15 protein-coding genes are annotated in these 19,048 nt (G+C 38.1%); 1 reads left to right on the top strand and 14 read right to left on the bottom strand.

The features are described 5' to 3' along the window. Window positions 1-18: 18 nt before the first annotated feature. The 3 genes from pstA to MKX82_RS02255 all read right to left on the bottom strand — a co-directional run bounded on the left by pstA (window position 19) and on the right by MKX82_RS02255 (window position 2,809). Window positions 19-906 (bottom strand): phosphate ABC transporter permease PstA, encoded by an 888-nt coding sequence (gene pstA, locus MKX82_RS02265; RefSeq protein ID WP_233316248.1) that lies wholly within the window; start codon window positions 904-906, stop codon window positions 19-21. Beyond that, the gene (pstC, locus tag MKX82_RS02260; protein WP_233316247.1) at window positions 906-1,829 is read right to left on the bottom strand and encodes a phosphate ABC transporter permease subunit PstC; all 924 of its coding nucleotides are present in this window, start codon (window positions 1,827-1,829) and stop codon (window positions 906-908) included. Before pstC ends, pstA begins: the two co-directional genes overlap by 1 nt. A 74-nt stretch (window positions 1,830-1,903) precedes the next feature. Next, complete coding sequence (locus MKX82_RS02255; protein WP_233316246.1) at window positions 1,904-2,809, bottom strand: phosphate ABC transporter substrate-binding protein; 906 nt, start codon at window positions 2,807-2,809, stop codon at window positions 1,904-1,906. Between the two features lie 286 nt (window positions 2,810-3,095). On the opposite strand from MKX82_RS02255, the gene MKX82_RS02250 reads away from it, so the two are divergent. Beyond that, window positions 3,096-3,860: an IclR family transcriptional regulator gene (locus MKX82_RS02250; RefSeq protein ID WP_237940642.1), complete on the top strand. Its 765-nt coding sequence runs from the start codon at window positions 3,096-3,098 to the stop codon at window positions 3,858-3,860. Window positions 3,861-3,917: 57 nt separating this feature from the next. Here MKX82_RS02250 and MKX82_RS02245 read toward each other — a convergent pair whose 3' ends face one another. From MKX82_RS02245 to MKX82_RS02195, 11 genes are all read right to left on the bottom strand, one after another. After that, the gene (locus tag MKX82_RS02245) at window positions 3,918-4,865 is read right to left on the bottom strand and encodes a sugar kinase (protein WP_411411481.1); all 948 of its coding nucleotides are present in this window, start codon (window positions 4,863-4,865) and stop codon (window positions 3,918-3,920) included. 41 nt (window positions 4,866-4,906) lie between these two features. Beyond that, window positions 4,907-5,896 carry a 2-keto-3-deoxygluconate transporter gene (gene kdgT / locus MKX82_RS02240; RefSeq protein WP_233316243.1) on the bottom strand — a complete coding sequence of 330 codons (990 nt, stop codon included), beginning with the start codon at window positions 5,894-5,896 and terminating at the stop codon, window positions 4,907-4,909. 514 nt (window positions 5,897-6,410) lie between these two features. Continuing rightward, window positions 6,411-9,020 (bottom strand): glycoside hydrolase family 38 N-terminal domain-containing protein, encoded by a 2,610-nt coding sequence (locus tag MKX82_RS02235; RefSeq protein WP_341074786.1) that lies wholly within the window; start codon window positions 9,018-9,020, stop codon window positions 6,411-6,413. A 1-nt stretch (window position 9,021) separates the two neighbouring features. Beyond that, window positions 9,022-9,471, bottom strand: coding sequence for a PTS sugar transporter subunit IIA (locus tag MKX82_RS02230; RefSeq protein ID WP_341074784.1), 450 nt, complete (start codon window positions 9,469-9,471; stop codon window positions 9,022-9,024). Continuing rightward, window positions 9,464-10,942 (bottom strand): PTS fructose transporter subunit IIC, encoded by a 1,479-nt coding sequence (locus MKX82_RS02225; protein WP_233316240.1) that lies wholly within the window; start codon window positions 10,940-10,942, stop codon window positions 9,464-9,466. Before MKX82_RS02225 ends, MKX82_RS02230 begins: the two co-directional genes overlap by 8 nt. Before the next feature lie 157 nt (window positions 10,943-11,099). Further along, on the bottom strand, window positions 11,100-11,891 hold the full coding sequence (locus MKX82_RS02220; protein ID WP_341074780.1) for a MurR/RpiR family transcriptional regulator: 792 nt from the start codon (window positions 11,889-11,891) through the stop codon (window positions 11,100-11,102). Window positions 11,892-12,238: 347 nt separating this feature from the next. Further along, window positions 12,239-13,990 carry an alpha-glycosidase gene (locus tag MKX82_RS02215; protein WP_341074778.1) on the bottom strand — a complete coding sequence of 584 codons (1,752 nt, stop codon included), beginning with the start codon at window positions 13,988-13,990 and terminating at the stop codon, window positions 12,239-12,241. Window positions 13,991-14,074: 84 nt separating this feature from the next. Continuing rightward, window positions 14,075-15,124 (bottom strand): LacI family DNA-binding transcriptional regulator, encoded by a 1,050-nt coding sequence (locus MKX82_RS02210; protein WP_341074777.1) that lies wholly within the window; start codon window positions 15,122-15,124, stop codon window positions 14,075-14,077. Between the two features lie 169 nt (window positions 15,125-15,293). Next, on the bottom strand, window positions 15,294-16,133 hold the full coding sequence (locus tag MKX82_RS02205) for a sugar ABC transporter permease (RefSeq protein WP_251647189.1): 840 nt from the start codon (window positions 16,131-16,133) through the stop codon (window positions 15,294-15,296). Next, window positions 16,130-17,422, bottom strand: a complete 1,293-nt coding sequence (locus MKX82_RS02200) for a carbohydrate ABC transporter permease (protein ID WP_233316402.1) — start codon at window positions 17,420-17,422, stop codon at window positions 16,130-16,132. Before MKX82_RS02200 ends, MKX82_RS02205 begins: the two co-directional genes overlap by 4 nt. 157 nt (window positions 17,423-17,579) lie before the next feature. Next, window positions 17,580-18,899, bottom strand: a complete 1,320-nt coding sequence (locus tag MKX82_RS02195) for a sugar ABC transporter substrate-binding protein (protein WP_341074774.1) — start codon at window positions 18,897-18,899, stop codon at window positions 17,580-17,582. Between the last annotated feature and the right edge of the window lie 149 nt (window positions 18,900-19,048).

Below are 19,048 nucleotides of genomic sequence, written 5' to 3'. Positions count from 1 at the left end.
TTTCATCATCCTTAATCGTTATTTAGATGCTGTAAGTTTCCGATGGATTAAACTTCCGATTATACGAGCACCTAGGTTAAAAATCAGCACAGACAGAATCAATACAGCGGACGCACCGTTTGCGATATCCTCAACGTCTGGAATCAGCCCTTGTGTATTAACAGACCAGATATGAACAGCTAAGGTTTCTGCAGGTCTGAAAATATTTAGTGGTGAGTTTTCAACGAATGGATTCCAGTTTGCATAATCCAGTCTTGGTGTTGATAATCCAGATGTAAATAATAGAGCAGCTGCTTCTCCGAACACTCTTCCTGAAGCAAGAATAGCGCCTGTTAGAATAGATGGAAATGCCGTTGGTAACAGAATCGTTTTAATTGTATGCCAATGTGTAATTCCTAATGCAAGACTAGCCTCTTTTTGATCACGCGGTACAGAACGTAGTGCATCTTCACTTACACGTACCATAACAGGCAGGTTGAACACTGTTAGTGCCAACGCACCACCAAGGATTGAATAGCCCCATCCAGTTAAGTTAACAAACATTAATAGACCGAACATACCAATAACAATAGAAGGAAGTGATGCAAGCACCTCGATACAAGTACGAATTGTATTTGTTACTCGACCTGGTTTTGCATACTCTGCCATATAGATTCCGCCGCCAACCCCAAGCGGAACAGTGATTAACATTGTGATAAACAAAATATAAAATGAATTGAATAATTGATCTCTGATTCCGCCCCCTGCACGAACATTACTGGAAGGATTAGTCAGGAAATCAAGAGAGATGTGGCTGACGCCATTAAACAAAATATATGAAAACAATCCGACAAGTACGGATACAATAACAATAGCTATCGCAACAAAAACACTGGTTGCGATACGATCTGCAACTCTGCTGTTCATTAAATTTTCCTCCTAGATGACAGATAACGGATTAGCAAGATAAATGCGAATGACATAATTAGTAGAATCAGACCCATTGACCATAAAGTATTGTTTTCAATACTTCCATATGTTGTATGACCCATATTCAATGTAATGATTGTTGTCAATGTTCCGGCTGGATCTAAGATGCTTTCAGGAATAATTCTTGTGTTTCCAATAACCATTTGAACTGCTAAAGCTTCTCCAAACGCTCTTGCCATACCTAGAACAACTGCTGTTAAAAGAGATGGCAGTGCAGCTGGCACAAGCACTTTCCTGATTGTTTGCCATCTTGTTGCACCAAGTGCATAAGATCCTTCTCGCAATGATTTAGGCAATGTTGCCATCGCATCTGTTGCAATAGTCGTAACTGTCGGCAGGATCATGATTGCTAAAACTATTGTTCCAGACAATAAGCTGAAACCTAGTCCGCCTACATGCTCTCTGATAAAAGGCACCAATACTGTAAGCCCTATGAACCCATAAACAACGGAAGGAATACCAACTAGCAATTCAATTACAGGTTGAAGTATCTTCTTCCCCCATGACGGAGCGATTTCTGTCATGAAAATAGCTCCTCCAATTCCAAGTGGTGCTGCAACTAGTGCCGCAAGCATTGTTACAGCGAAAGAACCAAAGATAAAAGGCAGCGCCCCATACATCGGGCTTTCTGGATCGGTAGGATTCCAATTTGTACTGGTTAAGAACTCAATCGGACTTACACCGTTTTTAATGAAAGACTGTAAACCTTTTGTACTTAGGAAAATTGTGATTGCAATTGTTGCAGAAATCATAATAATTGCACATAATGTTACTAAAACTCTACCCCGTACCTCACCATTAAGCCTTGTTTTATTAGATTTAATTAATCTTTCCCTAACAGGAAGTGATGACTTTTCCATAATTTTTGAAGCACCCCTAATTTACGTCATAATGGGGCTAACGCCAACTTGGCATTGCCCCCTACTTATTTCGTTTATTTTTGATTTCCTTCAGCGTCACGCTCTACGTCCATGTCGCCACCAGGAATGTAACCTTGATCTTCAATCAATTGCTTTTGCTCATCAGCAGCCATGTAGTCAAGGAACGCTTTAGCAAGTCCAGTAGGTTCACCTTTTGTATAAGCATGTTGGTAAGCCCAAACTGGGAATTTACCAGATTTTACGTTTTCATCTGTAGCTTCTACACCGTCAATTGCAAGTGGTGTTACAGTGTCATCAGTGAAGTAAGAAAGTGCAAGGTAACCTACAGCTCCTTCTGTTTCAGAGATGATTTTCTTAACTGTGTTTGAAGAGTCTTCTGTAACTCCTTCAGCAGGTGTAGCGCCGTCTAATGCATATTTATTGAAAGTAGCACGTGTACCAGAAGAATCAGGACGGTTTACTAGAGTGATTTTTTGATCAGCTCCGCCAAGGTCTTTCCAGTTAGTGATTTCACCTGTAAATACTTTAATTAAATCTTCTTTAGTTATATCTTTAACTCCAGCAGATGGGTTAACAGCAGCTGTCATACCAACTACAGCAACTTTGTGGTCAACTAGCTCATCAGCAGGAATTCCTTCTTTTTCTTCAGCGAAAACGTCAGAGTTTCCAATATCAACGGAACCTTCAGAAACTTGTGATAAGCCTGTACCAGAACCACCAGCATTAACTTGGATATCAACTTCTGGATTCTCAGCCATAAACTCTTCAGCAGCAGCTGCTACCAATGGTTGCATTGCAGATGAACCTGAAATTGTCAAAGTGCCTGACAGTGCTTCTTCTTCTGAACCATTATCATCATTGTTAGATCCACTTGTGTCGTTATTTCCTCCGCATGCAGCAATGAACGCCATTAGTGCTGCAACTAGCAGAAGCAGGCTTAGCTTTTTCAAACTTTTCATTTCTTTAATTCCCCCTAAGGATATGTTGGATTTGTCCTACAAGAATTAGAATAAGGGAAAACTATTAATGCTGTTTGAATCATTTGTAAAGGTTTTGTAAAGGCGGGTTTTTTGTGCATATTTGTCGAAAAAGTGGTTATAGACCTATTTTTATAGTAGGAAAAACCTAAAATATATCCCTGTTTCCGTCATTTTTACTGCTAATCCGTTAATTTACAAAAGATTGGATGTGGCGTAATATAGATTTAAATGGTCCTATTCCGACTTAGATGAAGAGGTAAAAACTATGTCAAACGTTCAATCACTTGAAAGAGCATTAACCATCTTAAACAAACTGGCTGAATATCCAGACGGACTTCAAATCGCCCGGCTGTCTGAACAGGTTGGACTCTCCAAAAGCACTGTGCACCGGCTCTTAGCAACATTGACAAACATGAACTATGTGGAAAAGAATGCAGATACGGACAAATATAAATTAGGTTTGCAGACACTGTTTCTCGCTAGGAACTTCTTAAACAGCAATACCCTCGTCCAAACAGCAAGGCCTTTTCTTTCTAAATTGTCAAATGAAGTAAACGAAACAATCCATCTATGTATTAAAGATCGCGAAGAAGTCCTTTATGTGGACAAGATTGAAAGCACTCAAACAATCCGTATGTTTTCCCGTATCGGCAGCAGGGCGCCAATGTACTGTACAGCGGTCGGCAAGGTACTGTTATCAGGGCTTGATTCTGATATCCAGGAAGAACTGCTGTCCAAAATCGAATTCATCAGCAAGACACCTGCCACTATTACTTCAAAGGAAAGTCTTCGAGAAGAAATTGAAAAGGTGAAATTGCAAGGTTTTGCACTGGATAATATCGAAAATGAAAAAGACTTACGCTGTATTGCCGCTCCTATTTACAATCATGAAGGCAACATTATCGCAAGCTTTAGCATCTCAGGCCCTAGTACAAGGGTTACAATGGATGCTGTTAATGACATCTTGGTTGATAAAGTAAAGCAATACAGTACAGAAATTTCCCGGCACTTCGGCTGGATCAGCTCATAAACATAAAAAAAGAGCAAGGATTGCCTATCAAGGCATTCCATTGCTCTTTTTTTATGTTTATCTGTTTAATTTAAGTTCCATAAAGGCATTCAGATTTTCCCTGTCCGGCAGTCCATCATTATCTCCAGGGGACATCACGGCAAGTGCGCCGATGGCTGTACCTCTTATAATGGCTTCTTCCAAAGGCAGATTTTCCAGCAATGCACTTGTAACCCCAACCGCAAATCCATCGCCTGCCCCTACCGTATCAATCACCTTGCTGACCTTAAAGCCTTTTGTATAGAAACTCTTATCTAATGAGCTTGTAAAAGCACCTTGAGGTCCGAGTTTAATGACTACTGTCTTTACTCCAGCATCATGATAGAATTGGGCTATTCCCTCTGGCGTTTCTCTGCCTGTCAAAATCCTTCCCTCTTCCATTCCCGGGAAGACAATATCTGCTAGTACTGCAACGTTATTAATCACTTTAACCATCTCTTGTTTATCCGGCCAGAGAGCTGGTCTAATATTAGGATCAAACGATATCGGTACTCCTGATCGCTTAGCATTTTGTGCCAATTCATAAACCAACTCCCGGCAGCTTGGAGATAAAGCGGGAGGAATGCCTGTTAAATGCAGATGATCGAAATCCTCAAACTGCAAGGAGCTGATTGATTGAATATCCATATTTGAGGCTGCTGAGTTTTTTCTTAAAGAGAACACCTCTGGATCTCCCTTAACAACCTTTTGCTTCCATTGCATACCTGTAACATGCTTATCATCATAGGAAACAAAACTAGTATCAATATTGTTCTTTTCTAAAAATGTTTGAATATTTTTACCAAACGGATCATTTCCAAGCTTAGTTATATAAGTTACTTGATGACCTAGCCGAGCCATTCCAATTGAAAAGTTTACTTCTGCGCCTGCTACAAACCGACTAAATTTCTCTGCTTCCTCCAACAGCCCCTCATACTCTGCAGCAAAAAGGGCCATCGGTTCACCTACAGTGACAATCCTGCTCATCATTCACCAACTCCTTCTATATATATAGGAAGAAACTGCTCCTAAATTGCCCGTGAGTCCAAGCCGCTACCGCTGCTTGTTTTATTTTTCTTTTGCATATATTTATACCAGGAAGCAGTCAATATCGGCACTAGGATAGACGTAACAATTACAGATGCAGCGACCAGTGCCGTTGCAGACTGGGCAATTGGCATAAATTCAGGCTTCATGCTAGCAATAATCATCGGGTTAGCAACCGCTGCTCCAGCAGTACTTGATGCAGCAATTCCGGCCGTTCCGTTTCCTCCGCCAATATATTTGTCAGCCAGCATTAACGGAATGCCTGTAACAACAATGACAAGAATGCCTAGTAAAATACCGGCAAAGCCAGTTTTCACAATAACGCCAAGATCAATCGTATTACCTAACGCAAATCCAAAGAACGGAATCATCGTATGTGTAGCTTTGCTGAAAAAATTTCTGAAATCAGAATCTAGATTACCTAAAATAAACCCAATCAAAAATGGAAGCACCGCTCCGACGAATGCCTGAGGCTCAAACGCTATTCCTGTTGAACCAAGAATAAGCATCGTCACAAGAGGACCGGATTCCAGCGACATCAAAACAAATGCCCCAGCCTCCTCCTTTGTTCCATATTGCTGCATCATCGACGCGTATAAACCACCATTTGTCATATCCATCGCCGCAACAAGTGTCAGAATCGAAAACCCGGCAAAAAAGCCTGTCTGCACTCCGCCTTCCGGCAAAAATGCTCCGGCCACAAGGGCAACAATCCATGCAACCCCAATCTTTGTCACCAGCAGCGTTCCTGATTTCCGCAAAACTACTCCTGTCGACTTTAAATTAATCCCTGCCCCCATGCAGAAAAACCAAACAGCAAGAATGGGAATTGTACCTGTCATCAGCCCATTCGTAAATGAACCGAAATACTCTCCTGATTTTGGTGCAAACGTATGAATAATAGCTCCTAAAAACAACGGAACCAGCATTAGGCCCCCTGGAATCTTCTCAATCGACTTCATGATTTTCATTCGGCATCCTTACCTTTCCATATAGGTAATTAAGCAATCGAAAAAGACGCTGCATATAATATAAGTAATTATGTAGTCTAATAGCTTATACAGTTCTGTAAAAGGATTTTAGTCCTTTCCAAATACCATTAAACGCGTCATCCAATTCTTCTTGCTTGTTTAGTATTTAACGATAGATAAAGCCAGAAAAACATTACTGCTAAAGTCATACTGCTGCTTTTCAATAGTTGGAATACGCTTACATTTTTAATGGTAAAAAATAATTTCTCTATCCATCACCTCTTTTAGCGTTCCACGATGTGGTACGTTGTTCCATAATATAATTATAGCGCTTACATATTTATATTTCAATAATCTGGCAAAATAAAGTGGAAATTCGACAAAAAAAACAATATCTGTTTTCGGTGATATTGTTTTTTCATATATGAGATTTTTTTCAGAGTTAATGAATTGGTCTAATGGTTAAAGTTAAACTCTCTCCAATGGCATAAACTATGCTTTTCACTTTAAATGTTTACAGCCAAAGTTTAAGAGTCAACATATCATATGGAGGAATAATATACTCATCCTCTTCTAGTAATTCTTCAATACAATTTACTTTAGCTATCTTTGTAAAACTTGTAAATTTATAGTCGGTTAGACGTTTAAATTTATCTGTTGGGTTTTTCAACCTTAATAAAAATGCATTATCTTCATACAGAGACGGGGACAAACTGCTGAAATGATTGTCTTTAGGTACTTCCAATAATGAAAAAGCATAGGATAGCTGTTGTCCTTGTTCACGAGGCTGAAGCTTATTATCGAGACGATGAATAAACTTATTTAGTGTTTGAGATTGATAGCTTATATGCTCTACAGTGTAGTCCTCCCAACACTTTGCAGTAGATTCCTCATCATACTTATCTTCTGCAATTCGAAAAGCAAAGTTAAATTGGTGTGTTCCAATCAGTTCTGCTTTTGGGGTTGGAATCATTACATGCCCTTTTTTTGTTGTATCTCCAGAAGCACGTCCAGGTCTATAAAGTAGGTCCGGTTTCCCTAGCTGACTTGTCGATGCAAATAATGTCAGGTAAAAACTATCTTCAATAAATTGATATTCCTTCATCCCCTTGCTGAACACAGTGAAATGGTATTCGTTGCTCTCCACTGCTACAGAAGCATCGTAAGGTTCTATATCTGTTGGGATTTCCACATATTCATTTTCCCAGTCTACTGGATCACCGTTTAAAACTGGACGATTAATGAAACCGAAGGGCACCGATGAGATTGTTTCTTTTGCCTTTATATTTGTGTTAATTTTTGCACGCAACCGATGGGTATATACTTGATTGTCTACTATACATACGCACTCAACCCGATCTACGTCTTTCAGCAAGCTAATTTGCAACTTAATAGAAAGCGTACCTGTTCTACCATTTTCTTTGAGTCTCTCTTTTAAATTTAGTGGTAAATGAAAAGTACCTTCTAATGTCATCATTTCCATAAGTGAAGATTTCCTAACTTTTTTAAGTTCTAATGAAAGCAGTTTTGGTATATCGCCTTTCAACGGAGAGAAGTCATAAGTATCTCCATCATTTGCACAGTCTTCAAACTCTATAAAGTTGTCGATAGTTTTACCAAAATGAGTAGTTAGCTTGAGTTGGTCCTCTTCGAAGAAAATTTTGCAATATTTATTAGCAATAGACGTATCACTAGATGATTCCAACTCTAATAGTGAATGATTAGAGTTTTCGTATTTAATGACACGATAGCCCATACTTGGTAGCTCAATAGGAGCTAGCACCCTCAGCATGTAGTAAGGTTCTTCCTGTATATACCTTGGTCCTTTCGGTGTTTCTAAGAGGATGTTACTCCTACCTTCATAATAGATTGCCTCTAGTATAACAGCATCCTCACAGTCCACTAGTTTAATATTTTTTGAAGGACTCATAAATTCTATGATTCTTAAACCACTAAATGGAAAAGGTGTTGTATTAACAATCAATAACTCTTGTTCGGTTAACTGCATCTGTTCAGATAATCGCTTCTTAATCATATTTTCGATGCCGTCAGCAATTTCGTTTGCTTCTTTCATGCGATGAAGTACATCAGTTGCTACATCATCTGATATGCATCCTCCCATACTGTCATGCGCATGGCCCTCAAGTAACTTTTTCCAAGCTACTGAAAGTAATTTTTCTCCAATATGAATTCCCTTTGCCCTAGCAATAGCCATCATGGGTTCAACACGGTACAGAAGCTTTTGCTCCAGCAAAAAGCTATTAAGCTTAATATCATATCTTACTGAACCTATCGACTTATGCACACGGGATTCGCAAGGTTCTCTAAGTTCACCGATGTATAGTTTCAGATTTTTTTGTTGCCTGAGGTATTCAAGAAAATGTGCATATGTGCTTACTTCATAGCAGTCTTTCGTTTGTTTATTTATAGTTGTTAATTTCTGAGGCAAATCTTGAATAATATCCAGTTGGTCTCCGCCTGACGCCATTATAATCTCATCACTGTCCGTTAATTGCTTTAGTTTATTTGTAACTGGAACTAGTCTCTTTGCAATATACTCATCTGTATCCTGAAGATGTGCCGCTGCACCATACCCGTCTACTAAATTAACAGCAATTATTTCTTGGCCTCCAAGACCCTGCCATTTAAAATAGGGTCCAATAGCATGTTTTTTAAAATTAATACCTCTCCAAAAAACAATGTTGTCTATGCCACAATTCTTTAAAATAGTAGGCATTTGTGCGTTAAATCCAAATGTATCTGGCAAATAGCCTACGTTCATGTATCCCCCATACTTCAGACTGTCTCTAATACCAATAGTTAGATTTCGGATAATAGACTCTGCATTTACAAAAAAAGCATCTGTCTGCGTATACCATGGGCCAATAGCTAATCGTCCCTGCTTTATAAAGGATTTAATTTGTTTGGCACGCTCAGGCTTTAATCTTACATAATCATCTAAAATAGACGTTTGCCCATCCAAACAGAACATTGCATCCTGATTATTGTTTAGCTCATCTAGAACATGTGTAAAACAACTCTCACTTAACACTAAAGCATCTGCTGTTGTAAAATACCATTCCCGATCCCAATGAGTATGGTTAACGATATGAACTTTACTCATTTTACACCTCCAAGTTCCTGCAAACTAATTGATGAATGGTTGTTTTATCAGCTGTTTTCAATCTTTGCCGAAATGATTCATCTATTAATGACTTTGAAATTTTAGCTAAATATCGCAAATGCTCTTTAGCAGAATCTTCAGGTATCAACAGAACAAAAGAAAACACGATTGCCTGTCCATCAAGACTGTTCCACGGAATAGGTGAGGTTTTGTATATTAATAATCTTGGATTTTGTACAGTTTGATCTTTACAATGAGGTATAGCAAATCCATCTTGAAATCCTGTAGTCTGTTGACTTTCACGTGTTAAAAGACCCCTAAAGCATTCCTCATTTGATTTTACATATCCCAAATTATATGCATCATTTGCAATAAGTTTAAATAACTGTTCCTTATCTTCCAAATTGTCTTCAACTATAAAAATATTATTCTCATTAAAAATCTCAGCCATTTACAATTACCCGCTTTCTTAATGTCATTCTGTACAGTACCGCATTAATTAATGCAGAAAATAAAATAATCAAAATCCACCATAGCCAGGCAAGGGTTGGACCTGTTGTATACCCTATAAAGGCTCCTAGCGGTGAACCAATTCCGCCGTAAAATTGTATTCCAACAGCAGCAATAAATGCCCCTGAAATTGCTGATGATATTGTATTAGCTATGATTAGACTAGGATGTGCTGCTGCAAAAGGTATTGCTCCCTCAGTAATGCCCACAATCCCCATAACAAACGCTGAAGATCCCAGTGCGCGTTCATCTGTCGTAAAATATTTTTTAAACAGCCATGTAGCAAACGCTGCTCCTAGTGGCGCTACTGCAATCGCAGAGCATGCCGCTGCTTGCGGAATGGCATTAACCCCATCTGGCCCAAATTGCGCCATCGTATCAACAAAAATCGCTTGGGAAACTAATATTGCTGTTTTATTGATTGGACCTCCTAAATCCACTCCCATCATGCCGCCTAATATTGCTCCGTATATGATAGGAGCAGCAGCGTAATTTTTTGTAATATCATTAATAAAGGTATAGAGAGAATTCATACCTAAAGCTACTGGCTGTCCGATTAAGTAGTAGATGACAATAAACGAAATAAAAGTTGAGATGAGCGGGATAATCAAAATAGGCACAACAGGTTTAAGCATATTTGGCCAAGGGATACTCTTCAACAAACGGACAAGGTAGCCAACGCCAAAGCCAACAATAATCGCTCCCAAAAAGCCGGCCCCTGTCTCTGTTCCTAAGAACCCTGCATCATTAATCATATATCCTGCAATAAAAGCAGGAGCAACAGCCGGCTTGTCTCCAATTGCTCTAGCAACTCCTGCCGCAAATATTGGAATCATTAAAGTAAAGCCTATTTTCCCTAAATCGAATAGCTTTGAGAAAAACATTCCCTTCGCATCATCGGAGAATCCCCAGACAACTAGATCAGCATTATTTGGATCTGGTTGAAAAGCAAATGTATTCGCAAAAGCTAGCAGTAACCCTGCCGCTATTGCAATAGGAATCATGTCCGTTAAGCCTGACATTAGGAACTTGACCACTTTGTTTGATGATGAACCCACTTCCATGTTCTTTCCGACTTTCATTCCTTTTCCACTGAATAGCACAGCTTTTTCTGAAGCAGTTTCAATCAAACTCTTTGCATCTTTTAATACCTGATTTGTATCTACTTCAAGTATTTTTTTCCCTACAAAACGGCTTTTATCAACATGGATATCTGCTGCAATAATAACTACATCAGCCTGCTCAATTTCTCGCTCTGTTAATTCGTTCTCTGTACCAATTGTTCCTTGAGTTTCAACCTTTGCTGTTATTCCTAATTCTTCTGCTGCTTTTTCCAGCGCCCCTTGCGCCATATACGTATGTGCTATCCCTGCTGCACAACCAGTCACTGCAACAAAAAACTTAACTGCCATGTTTACTCCTCCATTGAATCAAGAGATTTTAGAAAGCGCTTTCTAAAATAGATAGTACAGACATAGAAACAGATTTTCAATGGCTTAATAACTTTTGGAAATTTGTTCGCACTCCTTTTAAAAAAAAGACAAATTTTATCATTTGTCTAATACCATATCAATATTTAAAGAACTGACTCGTTTCTTTTATTCGCTGAAATGATTCATCATAATTAGCATGTAGAATGTTTAAATATAGTTTCTCTAACAGATAAATTAAAGCATATCTAGCTGTTGTAGGAGCTTCCTTAAACAGAATTGGATTTTCCTCTAAATAACCAATGCTTAATTCAATAGTTGCATATTTAGCTAGAGAACTATTAACTCCATTCGTCACTAATATTTGCCTACAGTTTTTTTTACTTAACTCTCTTTCAATATCAAGTATTTCATCAGATTCACCACTGTTAGATACAATTAGAATAACATCCTTTTCCTCCATGAGAGACGCCATTCGGAATTGATCTGCATACGAATCAAAGAAAATCATTTTTGCTGGCTCTATCTTTCTCATTCTAAAATAAAAGTCTTTTGCTGGTATTTGGGACATCTGAAACGCCATAATAAATATCTTACGTGCAGAAATTAACAGCTGAACAGCATCTATAAAAGCTTGATTCTTTGTCACTTGCTCCGCTTTCTTAAAAGAATAAATGATTTCTTCATTGATAGAATGATTATTTTGCTCATCATTTAAATATTGAAATTTTAATTCGTTAAATCCTTTAAAACCAATTTTTTTAGAAAAAGAAATTACTGTACTTGGAACATTATGTGTCCTTTTAGCTAAATCTCTTGCTGTCATGCTTTCAACCTGATCTGGATTATTCAGTATATAGTTAGCAAGTGATTTATGTGCTGGTGATAGTCTTCTTAAATGTTCATTAATTCTATTAATTACTATATTCATTTTCTACCTCCCTCTTCTTGATATGTGTCCCTGAGAAACCTATAGACACTAAAAAACCTCTATGAAGAAAATCAGTCTATTCGGCTAATTCTTCTTATAGAGGAGAAATTCTATTATTTTAAAGTATACTATTCCTTTTCTAATTGCTAACTATTGCTTTTTGACAAAATAATGACACTTTTATAATTTATCCCTTTAGAGAAAATAGAAACTATTGATTACATTGTGGATATCTTCTAATTAATAAGAAGATATCCACAAAAAAAGCCCCCCATCCACAACAGGAGACTTTCAACTAATTTCATTTAAGTGTTGATAGCTTTATCCACAAGCTTTTCAACATTATTTTATTTCAGCATGATTATAGAAAACCCATATGGATCTAAATTAATCCTCGAATTCTCTTCCATTTGCGTGCCACTCCATAGATCTACAGGATTTTTGTCCGTAAAATCGTATGGAATAGACACTGCAATCGAGTCATTAGAGTTGTTGATAGTTATAAGAAGCGTTTCTGTCTTGGTTTGTTTTTTGTAGACGATGTGGTTTGTCTGCCGGTTTGCTTCAAGTATCTGAAAGTCGCCATTGCTGCCAAAAGCAGCTATGTTTTTTCGAAGCTCTATCAGTTTTTGAACAAAGTCAAACAGATTACGATCCTGGTCTGCTTCTTCCCACACCATGCACTTGCGGCAGCCAGGGTCATTTTCTCCAGTCAGACCAATTTCATCTCCATAATAAATACAAGGACTTCCCATAAAGGACAGCTGAAATAAGAACAACAATCTTAACTTTTCTTTGCTGTTATTGCTGACTGTTAATATTCTTGGTGTGTCATGACTGCCTAGCAAATTAAATGCAGCTTGGTTAACATTTTTGGGGTAGGCTGTAAGAACAGTTGTAATTTTTTCTGCAAATTCCTCTGCATGGAGCTCATCCTTTGCTAAGTAGCCTAACACTGCTTCTGTAAAAGGATAATTCATTACTGCGTCAAATTGGTCTCCTTGAAGCCAAGGCATAGAATCATGCCAAACTTCACCGAGGATATATGCATCTGGTTTTACTTCTTTCACTGCTTTTCTAAACTCACGCCAAAATTGGTGGTCCACTTCATTTGCCACATCAAGACGCCAGCCGTCAATATCAAATTCTCTTATCCAATAGCGGCCCACTTCCAGCAAATATTCTTTTACTTCGTGGTTTTCTGTATTCAGTTTAGGCATCATATGCGTAAAGGCAAATGTATCATAATTAGGAACTGGCAATGGTTTTACAGGAAATTCTCTAAAGTGAAACCAGTCTTTGTAAACAGATGCTTCTTGATTTGTTAAAACGTCCTGGAACGGAGCAAAAAAGAGGCCGCTATGATTAAAAACAGCATCCAGCATCACTTTAATGCCTTTTTGATGACAGATTTCTACTAATCTTTTAAACGTTTCTTTATCACCAAATTGGGAATCAATCTCCATATAGTCAATTGTGTCATATTTATGATTGGAGAAGGATTGGAAGATAGGTGTGAAGTAAATTCCCGTTATCCCTAGGTCAACTAAATGGTCTATGTGTTCGATAATTCCTTCAAAATCTCCGCCAAAGAAGCTGTCTGGCTTTGGCTCTTCACTTCCCCAAGCTAGTGCCTCTTTTGGATTTAATTCAGGATTTCCGTTTGCAAATCTCTCAGGAAAAATTTGATACCAGACTGTATCCTGCACCCAATCTGGAGCATGAAAGACATCTGTCTCATTTAAAAATGGAAAACAGTAGTAAAAGCTTATTTCCTTCGGATAATGGTTTTTAAAGCCACCTTCTCCATGAATGAGTAAATCATTCCCTGAATATAACTCAAAACCATACCGCAAACGGCGGTATTCCGGCTTTATCTCCACAAACCAATAATCAAATAATTCGTCTGTTCCTTCCAGATGCATCGGTTTTGTCCGATTTTGCCAGCCATCCTCGCTCCACTCATATGGGTCACCATAAATTAAATAGGCTTTCGTTAAATCATTTCTTTTAGCACGGAGACGTATATGCAGTTTTTCTTTATCATAAGCATAAGCAAAATTATTTATAGGTCTATGGAAAATCGCTTCTTTTAACATAACAAGTTATCCCTCCCTTTAGGATAAGGGGATATGCGTCAGTGTGCCTTACAGAAGCTTTTCTACGTTTTTGCTCCTATAAGATTAGCTATTGAACGAAGCCGTGCTTTGCCTAATCTTTAGACTGACTGGAGAAATTATTTTGCGATTGTGTTCCATAGTCTTTTCCTCTATTTGATCGATGAGAAGTTTTACAGCAGAATGACCTCTTCCATAAATATCCTGTCTAACAGTTGTCAATCCTGGTGTTAAATATTCCGAGAAGTACAAATCATCAAATCCTACTACAGAGAAATCATTTGGCACAGAGGCACCGAGATCATAAAAGCCTTTAATAACTCCCATGGCTGTCATATCTGAAAAAGCAAATACAGCAGTCGAATTCCCCTTTTGTTTTATAATTTGCTGTGCGGCTGTATAACCGCCCTCTACTGAAAATTCATGTGGAAAAACTAAGCTTGGGTCAAACTCAATTCCTGCTTCTTCTAATGCCTTTATATGACCAAAAAGCCGCAAATGGCCGACTGTATTCATTTTTGTCTTTTCTGCCGGATTGCCGATAGGATCAAGATTGCCAGCAATAACATTGATTGACTTGTGCCCTAAGCTGATTAAATATTTCGTTGCTAAGTATCCTCCCAATTCGTCATCTATCACTAACTGATAAAGCTCAGGATCAGAAAGATAGCTGTCCATAAAAACCGTCGGCAGTCTCAGCTTTTTTATCTCTTCCAGTATTACTTGGTTTTCATTTGCACCAAAAACAATCAAACCATTTATTTGCTTCTCCAGCAAAACAGATAATTGAGGTTCATCTTTGACCGCAGCAACAATCACATGAAAATTCCTGTCTCTTGCTCCGCTTTCAACACCAGAAATGAGCTGTGTAAAAAATGGATTAACAAAGACTTCTCCTTTATCGGCAAATGGCACAACCAGTGCAATTAATGGGTTTAATTTATCCTTTAAGCTTCTTGCTGCCACATTTGGCATAAAGTTTAGTTCTTTAATGATTTTGTCAATTTTCTTCTTTGTTTCAACAGAGTATCTTCCTTTTCCGTTTATTACATTGGAAACAGTGCCTATTGAAACATTAGCCATTCTTGCTATATCTTTAATTGTTGGTTTCTCCATTATGGCTTTCCTCTCATATATATAAATCAATTGCTGTTCTTAAATTGGTTTGTATCATTCCATCTTTATAGAGTAATTGTATTTTATCACGCCAAACCTATAAATAACTAAGATTCCCAATCTAAGAAGAAGCTATTTTTTTATCCATATGAGCGCAGTTTTAAAGGAATCAACCTTTATTAGCTCCTGCCTTTAGGCCATCTGTCAGCTGATCCTGGAAGATAAAGAACAGAATAGTAATTGGCACTGCCACTAGAACTGCTCCAGCTGCAAATGTAGTAAATTCACTGTTCCCGCGCCCAGTCACCATTTCAAAAAGTCCGATAGCCAATGTTTTTTTCTCGCTTGAGCGCAATACTAATCTGGCAAAAATAAAATCCATCCATGGTCCGATGAAGTTAGTTACCGCCACAAAAACTAAGATTGGTTTGGAAAGCGGCATCATAATCTTGTAGAAAATTTTCACATTGCTGGCACCATCTATCTTTGCTGCTTCCTCCAGGCTTCTCGGCATGCCATCAAAATAACCCTTTACGAGCCATGCATTAAATGGAATTGAACCACCTGCATAAACTAAAATCAATCCCCAATGATTGTCTAATAGATTAAGCTGCAATAACAGGATATAGATTGCAATCATTCCCATAAATCCTGGAAACATCTGCAAGACAAGCATGGTCATCAGCCCCTGCTTCCTGCCTGGAAAGCGGAATCTGGAAAAGGCGTATGCTGCTGTTACTACTAAGAAGGTAGATAAAATCATATTCCAAAAAGCAATTTTCAGCGTATTTTTATACCAATTTAAATAATCTGTTTCATTGAATAAATAAACATAGTGTTTTAATGATAAGGAATCTGGAATGAGACTTGTAGAAAATAGTGAATCCCCGGGATTTAAAGATCCAGTTATAATCCAAATAACAGGATACAAGACGAAAATGGCTGTAATGACTAAAATAGTATAAGTGAAAAATTTGCTTATTTTCTCTCTTAAAGATATCCCTATCATGACATCATATCCTCCTCTTTAAATGCTCGTGTTTTCCTGAAATTATAGATGGAGAATATCGCGATAATAATGAAAATCAGGATAGACACAACAGATGCAACAGCAAACTGGCTATTATCTAATGTCAGTTTATAAATCCAGCTGATTAAGATATCTGTGGAACCTGCATATGAGTAATCAGTATTAACTGGTCCACCCTGTGTCATTAAGTAAATAATGTTGAAGTTATTAAAATTGTTCGCAAACGACATGATTGCCAGTGGAGCTGTTGAGAACATGATAAGCGGCATTGTAATTTTCCAAAACTTTTGTACAGAAGAAGCACCATCCACCTCTGCAGCTTCATAAATTTCCTTATCCACACTTGTCATAACACCGCTCATCAGCACCATCCAAAACGGAAAGCCAAACCACATGTTTACAATAACCAGTGTAAGCTTTGCTAAAATTGGATCTGAAAGCCAATGAATTGCCTGGTCTGTAATTCCCCAGTCCATTAAGTACTTATTAATTGGTCCAAACTCTCCATTAAAAATATTGCGGAAGATTAAAATGGATACAAACTGTGGAATTGCCCATGGCAAGATAAATATACTTCTCCAAAACTTTTTCAGTTTTATTCCTTTTTGGGATATCAAAACAGCAAAAACAAGTCCCAGAAAATAAGTTGTAATCGTCGCTAGAACAGCCCAGATAACTGTCCAAGAAAACACACCATAAAATGTAGCGCTCCATGTTTTCATTTTGAAAAGTTGAACAAACGTGTCAAAACCTACCCAGTCCACTAAAGCCTTCGGCGGCAAATGGTTTGGTGCTGAGTAGTTTGTAAAAGCAATCAATACTCCGAACAGCAAAGGCAAAATGGTCAAGAAGGCGGTAAAGAGGATAGAGGGAGTCAAAAGAATATAAGGAAACCCATTATCCCAAATGTTTTTGAGCATTTGTTTCGCATTATTAGGCTTGATGCCTTTTTCTGCTTTAGCAGCAACCTTGTAGGCATCGCGAATATTTAAATAATAAAACCACAGGAACAGCAAGAATGAAATCAGAAACAATATCCCTTCAATCATTAAAAAGATGGAATGGTCTCCTTGAATAATTTCAAACCCTTGTCTAGTCTGAACAGTTTCTCCTAAAGTTGTGAGACCCCACATCGCCCATTGGAAGGGCACTGTCCAAAAAATAAGAAGATACAATTCTAGCAACAGAAAAGTTAATCCCTTTAAGTATTGTTTATTATAGAGCTGTCCGAGTCCCATAAAAAGAACAGATAAACCTGCTGCAAGCATAGGTTTTGTAAAGAACTGTTTCTTTACAGGCGGTGCCGCCTTTTCGTTGTTTGTCGGCAGACCCTCATTCAGCTTCCGTTCTGGTGTTGCCATTTATCATTCCCTCCTTAGTTATGCTGTTGAGCCAATCCCAAGAAGGCATTGGCTCAACACATGTCTATTCAGTTTGTGAAGCAATTGCATCTTTAATTTGCTGAACACCTTTATCAAGGGCCTCTTTTGGTTCAGACTGGCCATTCCATAATGCTGTAAATGCGACTTCCATACTTGCCCACACATGCTGCATTGCTGGGATGTTAGGCATTGATATAGAATATTGCGCTTGCTCCAAGAAAGCAGCATTCATCTCATCTGCTTTAATTGTTTCATTCTCCATCAATGTTTTTACAGGCGGTAATTGCCCTGTCATTTCATAACGTTCCAGCAGCATTTCGTCAGAGGTTGCAAATTGTGCAAGTAATGTTGCAGCCTTTGGATATTTGCTGTATGCGTTTACAAATAATGATTTAACACTCGAGAAGGTTTGAGGATGTTCCCCATTGTCCAATAAAGGCATTGTTTTAACACCAAAGTTAATTCCAGCATCTTGATGCCCTTTTACTGCCCATGGACCTGTTATATAGTACAGCAACTTTCCTTCATTAAACTGGGAACTGATAACATCACCAGTAATGTCTTCTTTTTTAAGCGGCAGAATTTCATCATGTATTTTTGTCATCAGCTCTGCAGCTTTAAGTCCGCCTTCCCCGTTCAAACCAATGTCCTCTGGATTTGTATTATCCTCACCAAAGATATAACCGCCGTATCCTCCAAGAAACCCATGCACTAAATAATAGTTGCCTGGCTCAACCATAAATCCGTATGACTTAGGATTCTTTTCCATAAATTGCTTTGATTGGTCAATAAGCTCATCCATCGTTTCTGCCGGCTTAAAGCCCATCTCATCTAATAAATCTTGGTTGTAAAATAATCCTATTGTTTCAATACCAACTGGATATCCATAAACTTTCATCTCCTCATCTGTCTTTGAAGAAACGCCAGTGATGGCTCCTTCCATGAAACGCTGTTTATATTCATCAGCAAAATAGTTTTCATAAATTAGTCCTGCTGCGTTCATTGTCCCTACATGATCATGTGCCCCGGTAAATACATCACCACCCAGCCCTGCTGGTCCGTCTGTTTCCAGTTTCCCGGCAGCCTCCACATGGCTCACCTCTTCAATTTTGACAGGAACCCCATATTTATCGGTGTACTTTTCTGCAACAAATTTGGACCATTCTGCTTCTTCATCTCCATTTGTCCACATTACCAGCTCGGCTCCATCCTCCGGTTCTATCTCTGCACTGTTTTCCTGTTTAGAGTCATTCGAAGAATCAGAACTTGCTTCATTTCCTCCCGTTGAACTGCTGCCAGGTTTATTGCAAGCAGCCAACACAATCAACATGAAAACTAGTATTACTGACAAAGATTTTTTCATTCATTTTCCCCACCTTTTATATAATTTTGCAGCATAAAAAAATTGATTAAACGTTTTATCATTATGTAAAAAATATAGGAATAAAACCAACTATATATTTAAGTAAAAAATGATTAAACGTTTTATCAATACATCAAAAAAATATCACA

The sequence above is a fragment of the Niallia sp. FSL R7-0271 genome (genome assembly GCF_038005785.1).
Lineage (GTDB): Bacteria > Bacillota > Bacilli > Bacillales > Cytobacillaceae > Niallia.
The sequence above is the reverse complement of the archived record's forward strand: the minus strand, read 5'-3'. Positions and strand labels throughout refer to the sequence as shown.

What these genes read in the sequence shown, in the direction of transcription:
- MKX82_RS02230 (WP_341074784.1), bottom strand. Translation starts at nt 9,471, where the DNA reads ATGGCTGAGATTTTTAATGAGAATAATATTTTTATAGTTGAAGACAAT.
- MKX82_RS02250 (WP_237940642.1), top strand. Translation starts at nt 3,096, where the DNA reads ATGTCAAACGTTCAATCACTTGAAAGAGCATTAACCATCTTAAACAAA.
- MKX82_RS02235 (WP_341074786.1), bottom strand. Translation starts at nt 9,020, where the DNA reads ATGAGTAAAGTTCATATCGTTAACCATACTCATTGGGATCGGGAATGG.
- MKX82_RS02245 (WP_411411481.1), bottom strand. Translation starts at nt 4,865, where the DNA reads ATGAGCAGGATTGTCACTGTAGGTGAACCGATGGCCCTTTTTGCTGCA.
- MKX82_RS02255 (WP_233316246.1), bottom strand. Translation starts at nt 2,809, where the DNA reads ATGAAAAGTTTGAAAAAGCTAAGCCTGCTTCTGCTAGTTGCAGCACTA.
- MKX82_RS02220 (WP_341074780.1), bottom strand. Translation starts at nt 11,891, where the DNA reads ATGAATATAGTAATTAATAGAATTAATGAACATTTAAGAAGACTATCA.
- MKX82_RS02200 (WP_233316402.1), bottom strand. Translation starts at nt 17,422, where the DNA reads ATGCTTGCAGCAGGTTTATCTGTTCTTTTTATGGGACTCGGACAGCTC.
- pstC (WP_233316247.1), bottom strand. Translation starts at nt 1,829, where the DNA reads ATGGAAAAGTCATCACTTCCTGTTAGGGAAAGATTAATTAAATCTAAT.
- MKX82_RS02210 (WP_341074777.1), bottom strand. Translation starts at nt 15,124, where the DNA reads ATGGAGAAACCAACAATTAAAGATATAGCAAGAATGGCTAATGTTTCA.
- pstA (WP_233316248.1), bottom strand. Translation starts at nt 906, where the DNA reads ATGAACAGCAGAGTTGCAGATCGTATCGCAACCAGTGTTTTTGTTGCG.
- MKX82_RS02225 (WP_233316240.1), bottom strand. Translation starts at nt 10,942, where the DNA reads ATGGCAGTTAAGTTTTTTGTTGCAGTGACTGGTTGTGCAGCAGGGATA.
- MKX82_RS02205 (WP_251647189.1), bottom strand. Translation starts at nt 16,133, where the DNA reads ATGATAGGGATATCTTTAAGAGAGAAAATAAGCAAATTTTTCACTTAT.
- kdgT (WP_233316243.1), bottom strand. Translation starts at nt 5,896, where the DNA reads ATGAAAATCATGAAGTCGATTGAGAAGATTCCAGGGGGCCTAATGCTG.
- MKX82_RS02195 (WP_341074774.1), bottom strand. Translation starts at nt 18,899, where the DNA reads ATGAAAAAATCTTTGTCAGTAATACTAGTTTTCATGTTGATTGTGTTG.
- MKX82_RS02215 (WP_341074778.1), bottom strand. Translation starts at nt 13,990, where the DNA reads ATGTTAAAAGAAGCGATTTTCCATAGACCTATAAATAATTTTGCTTAT.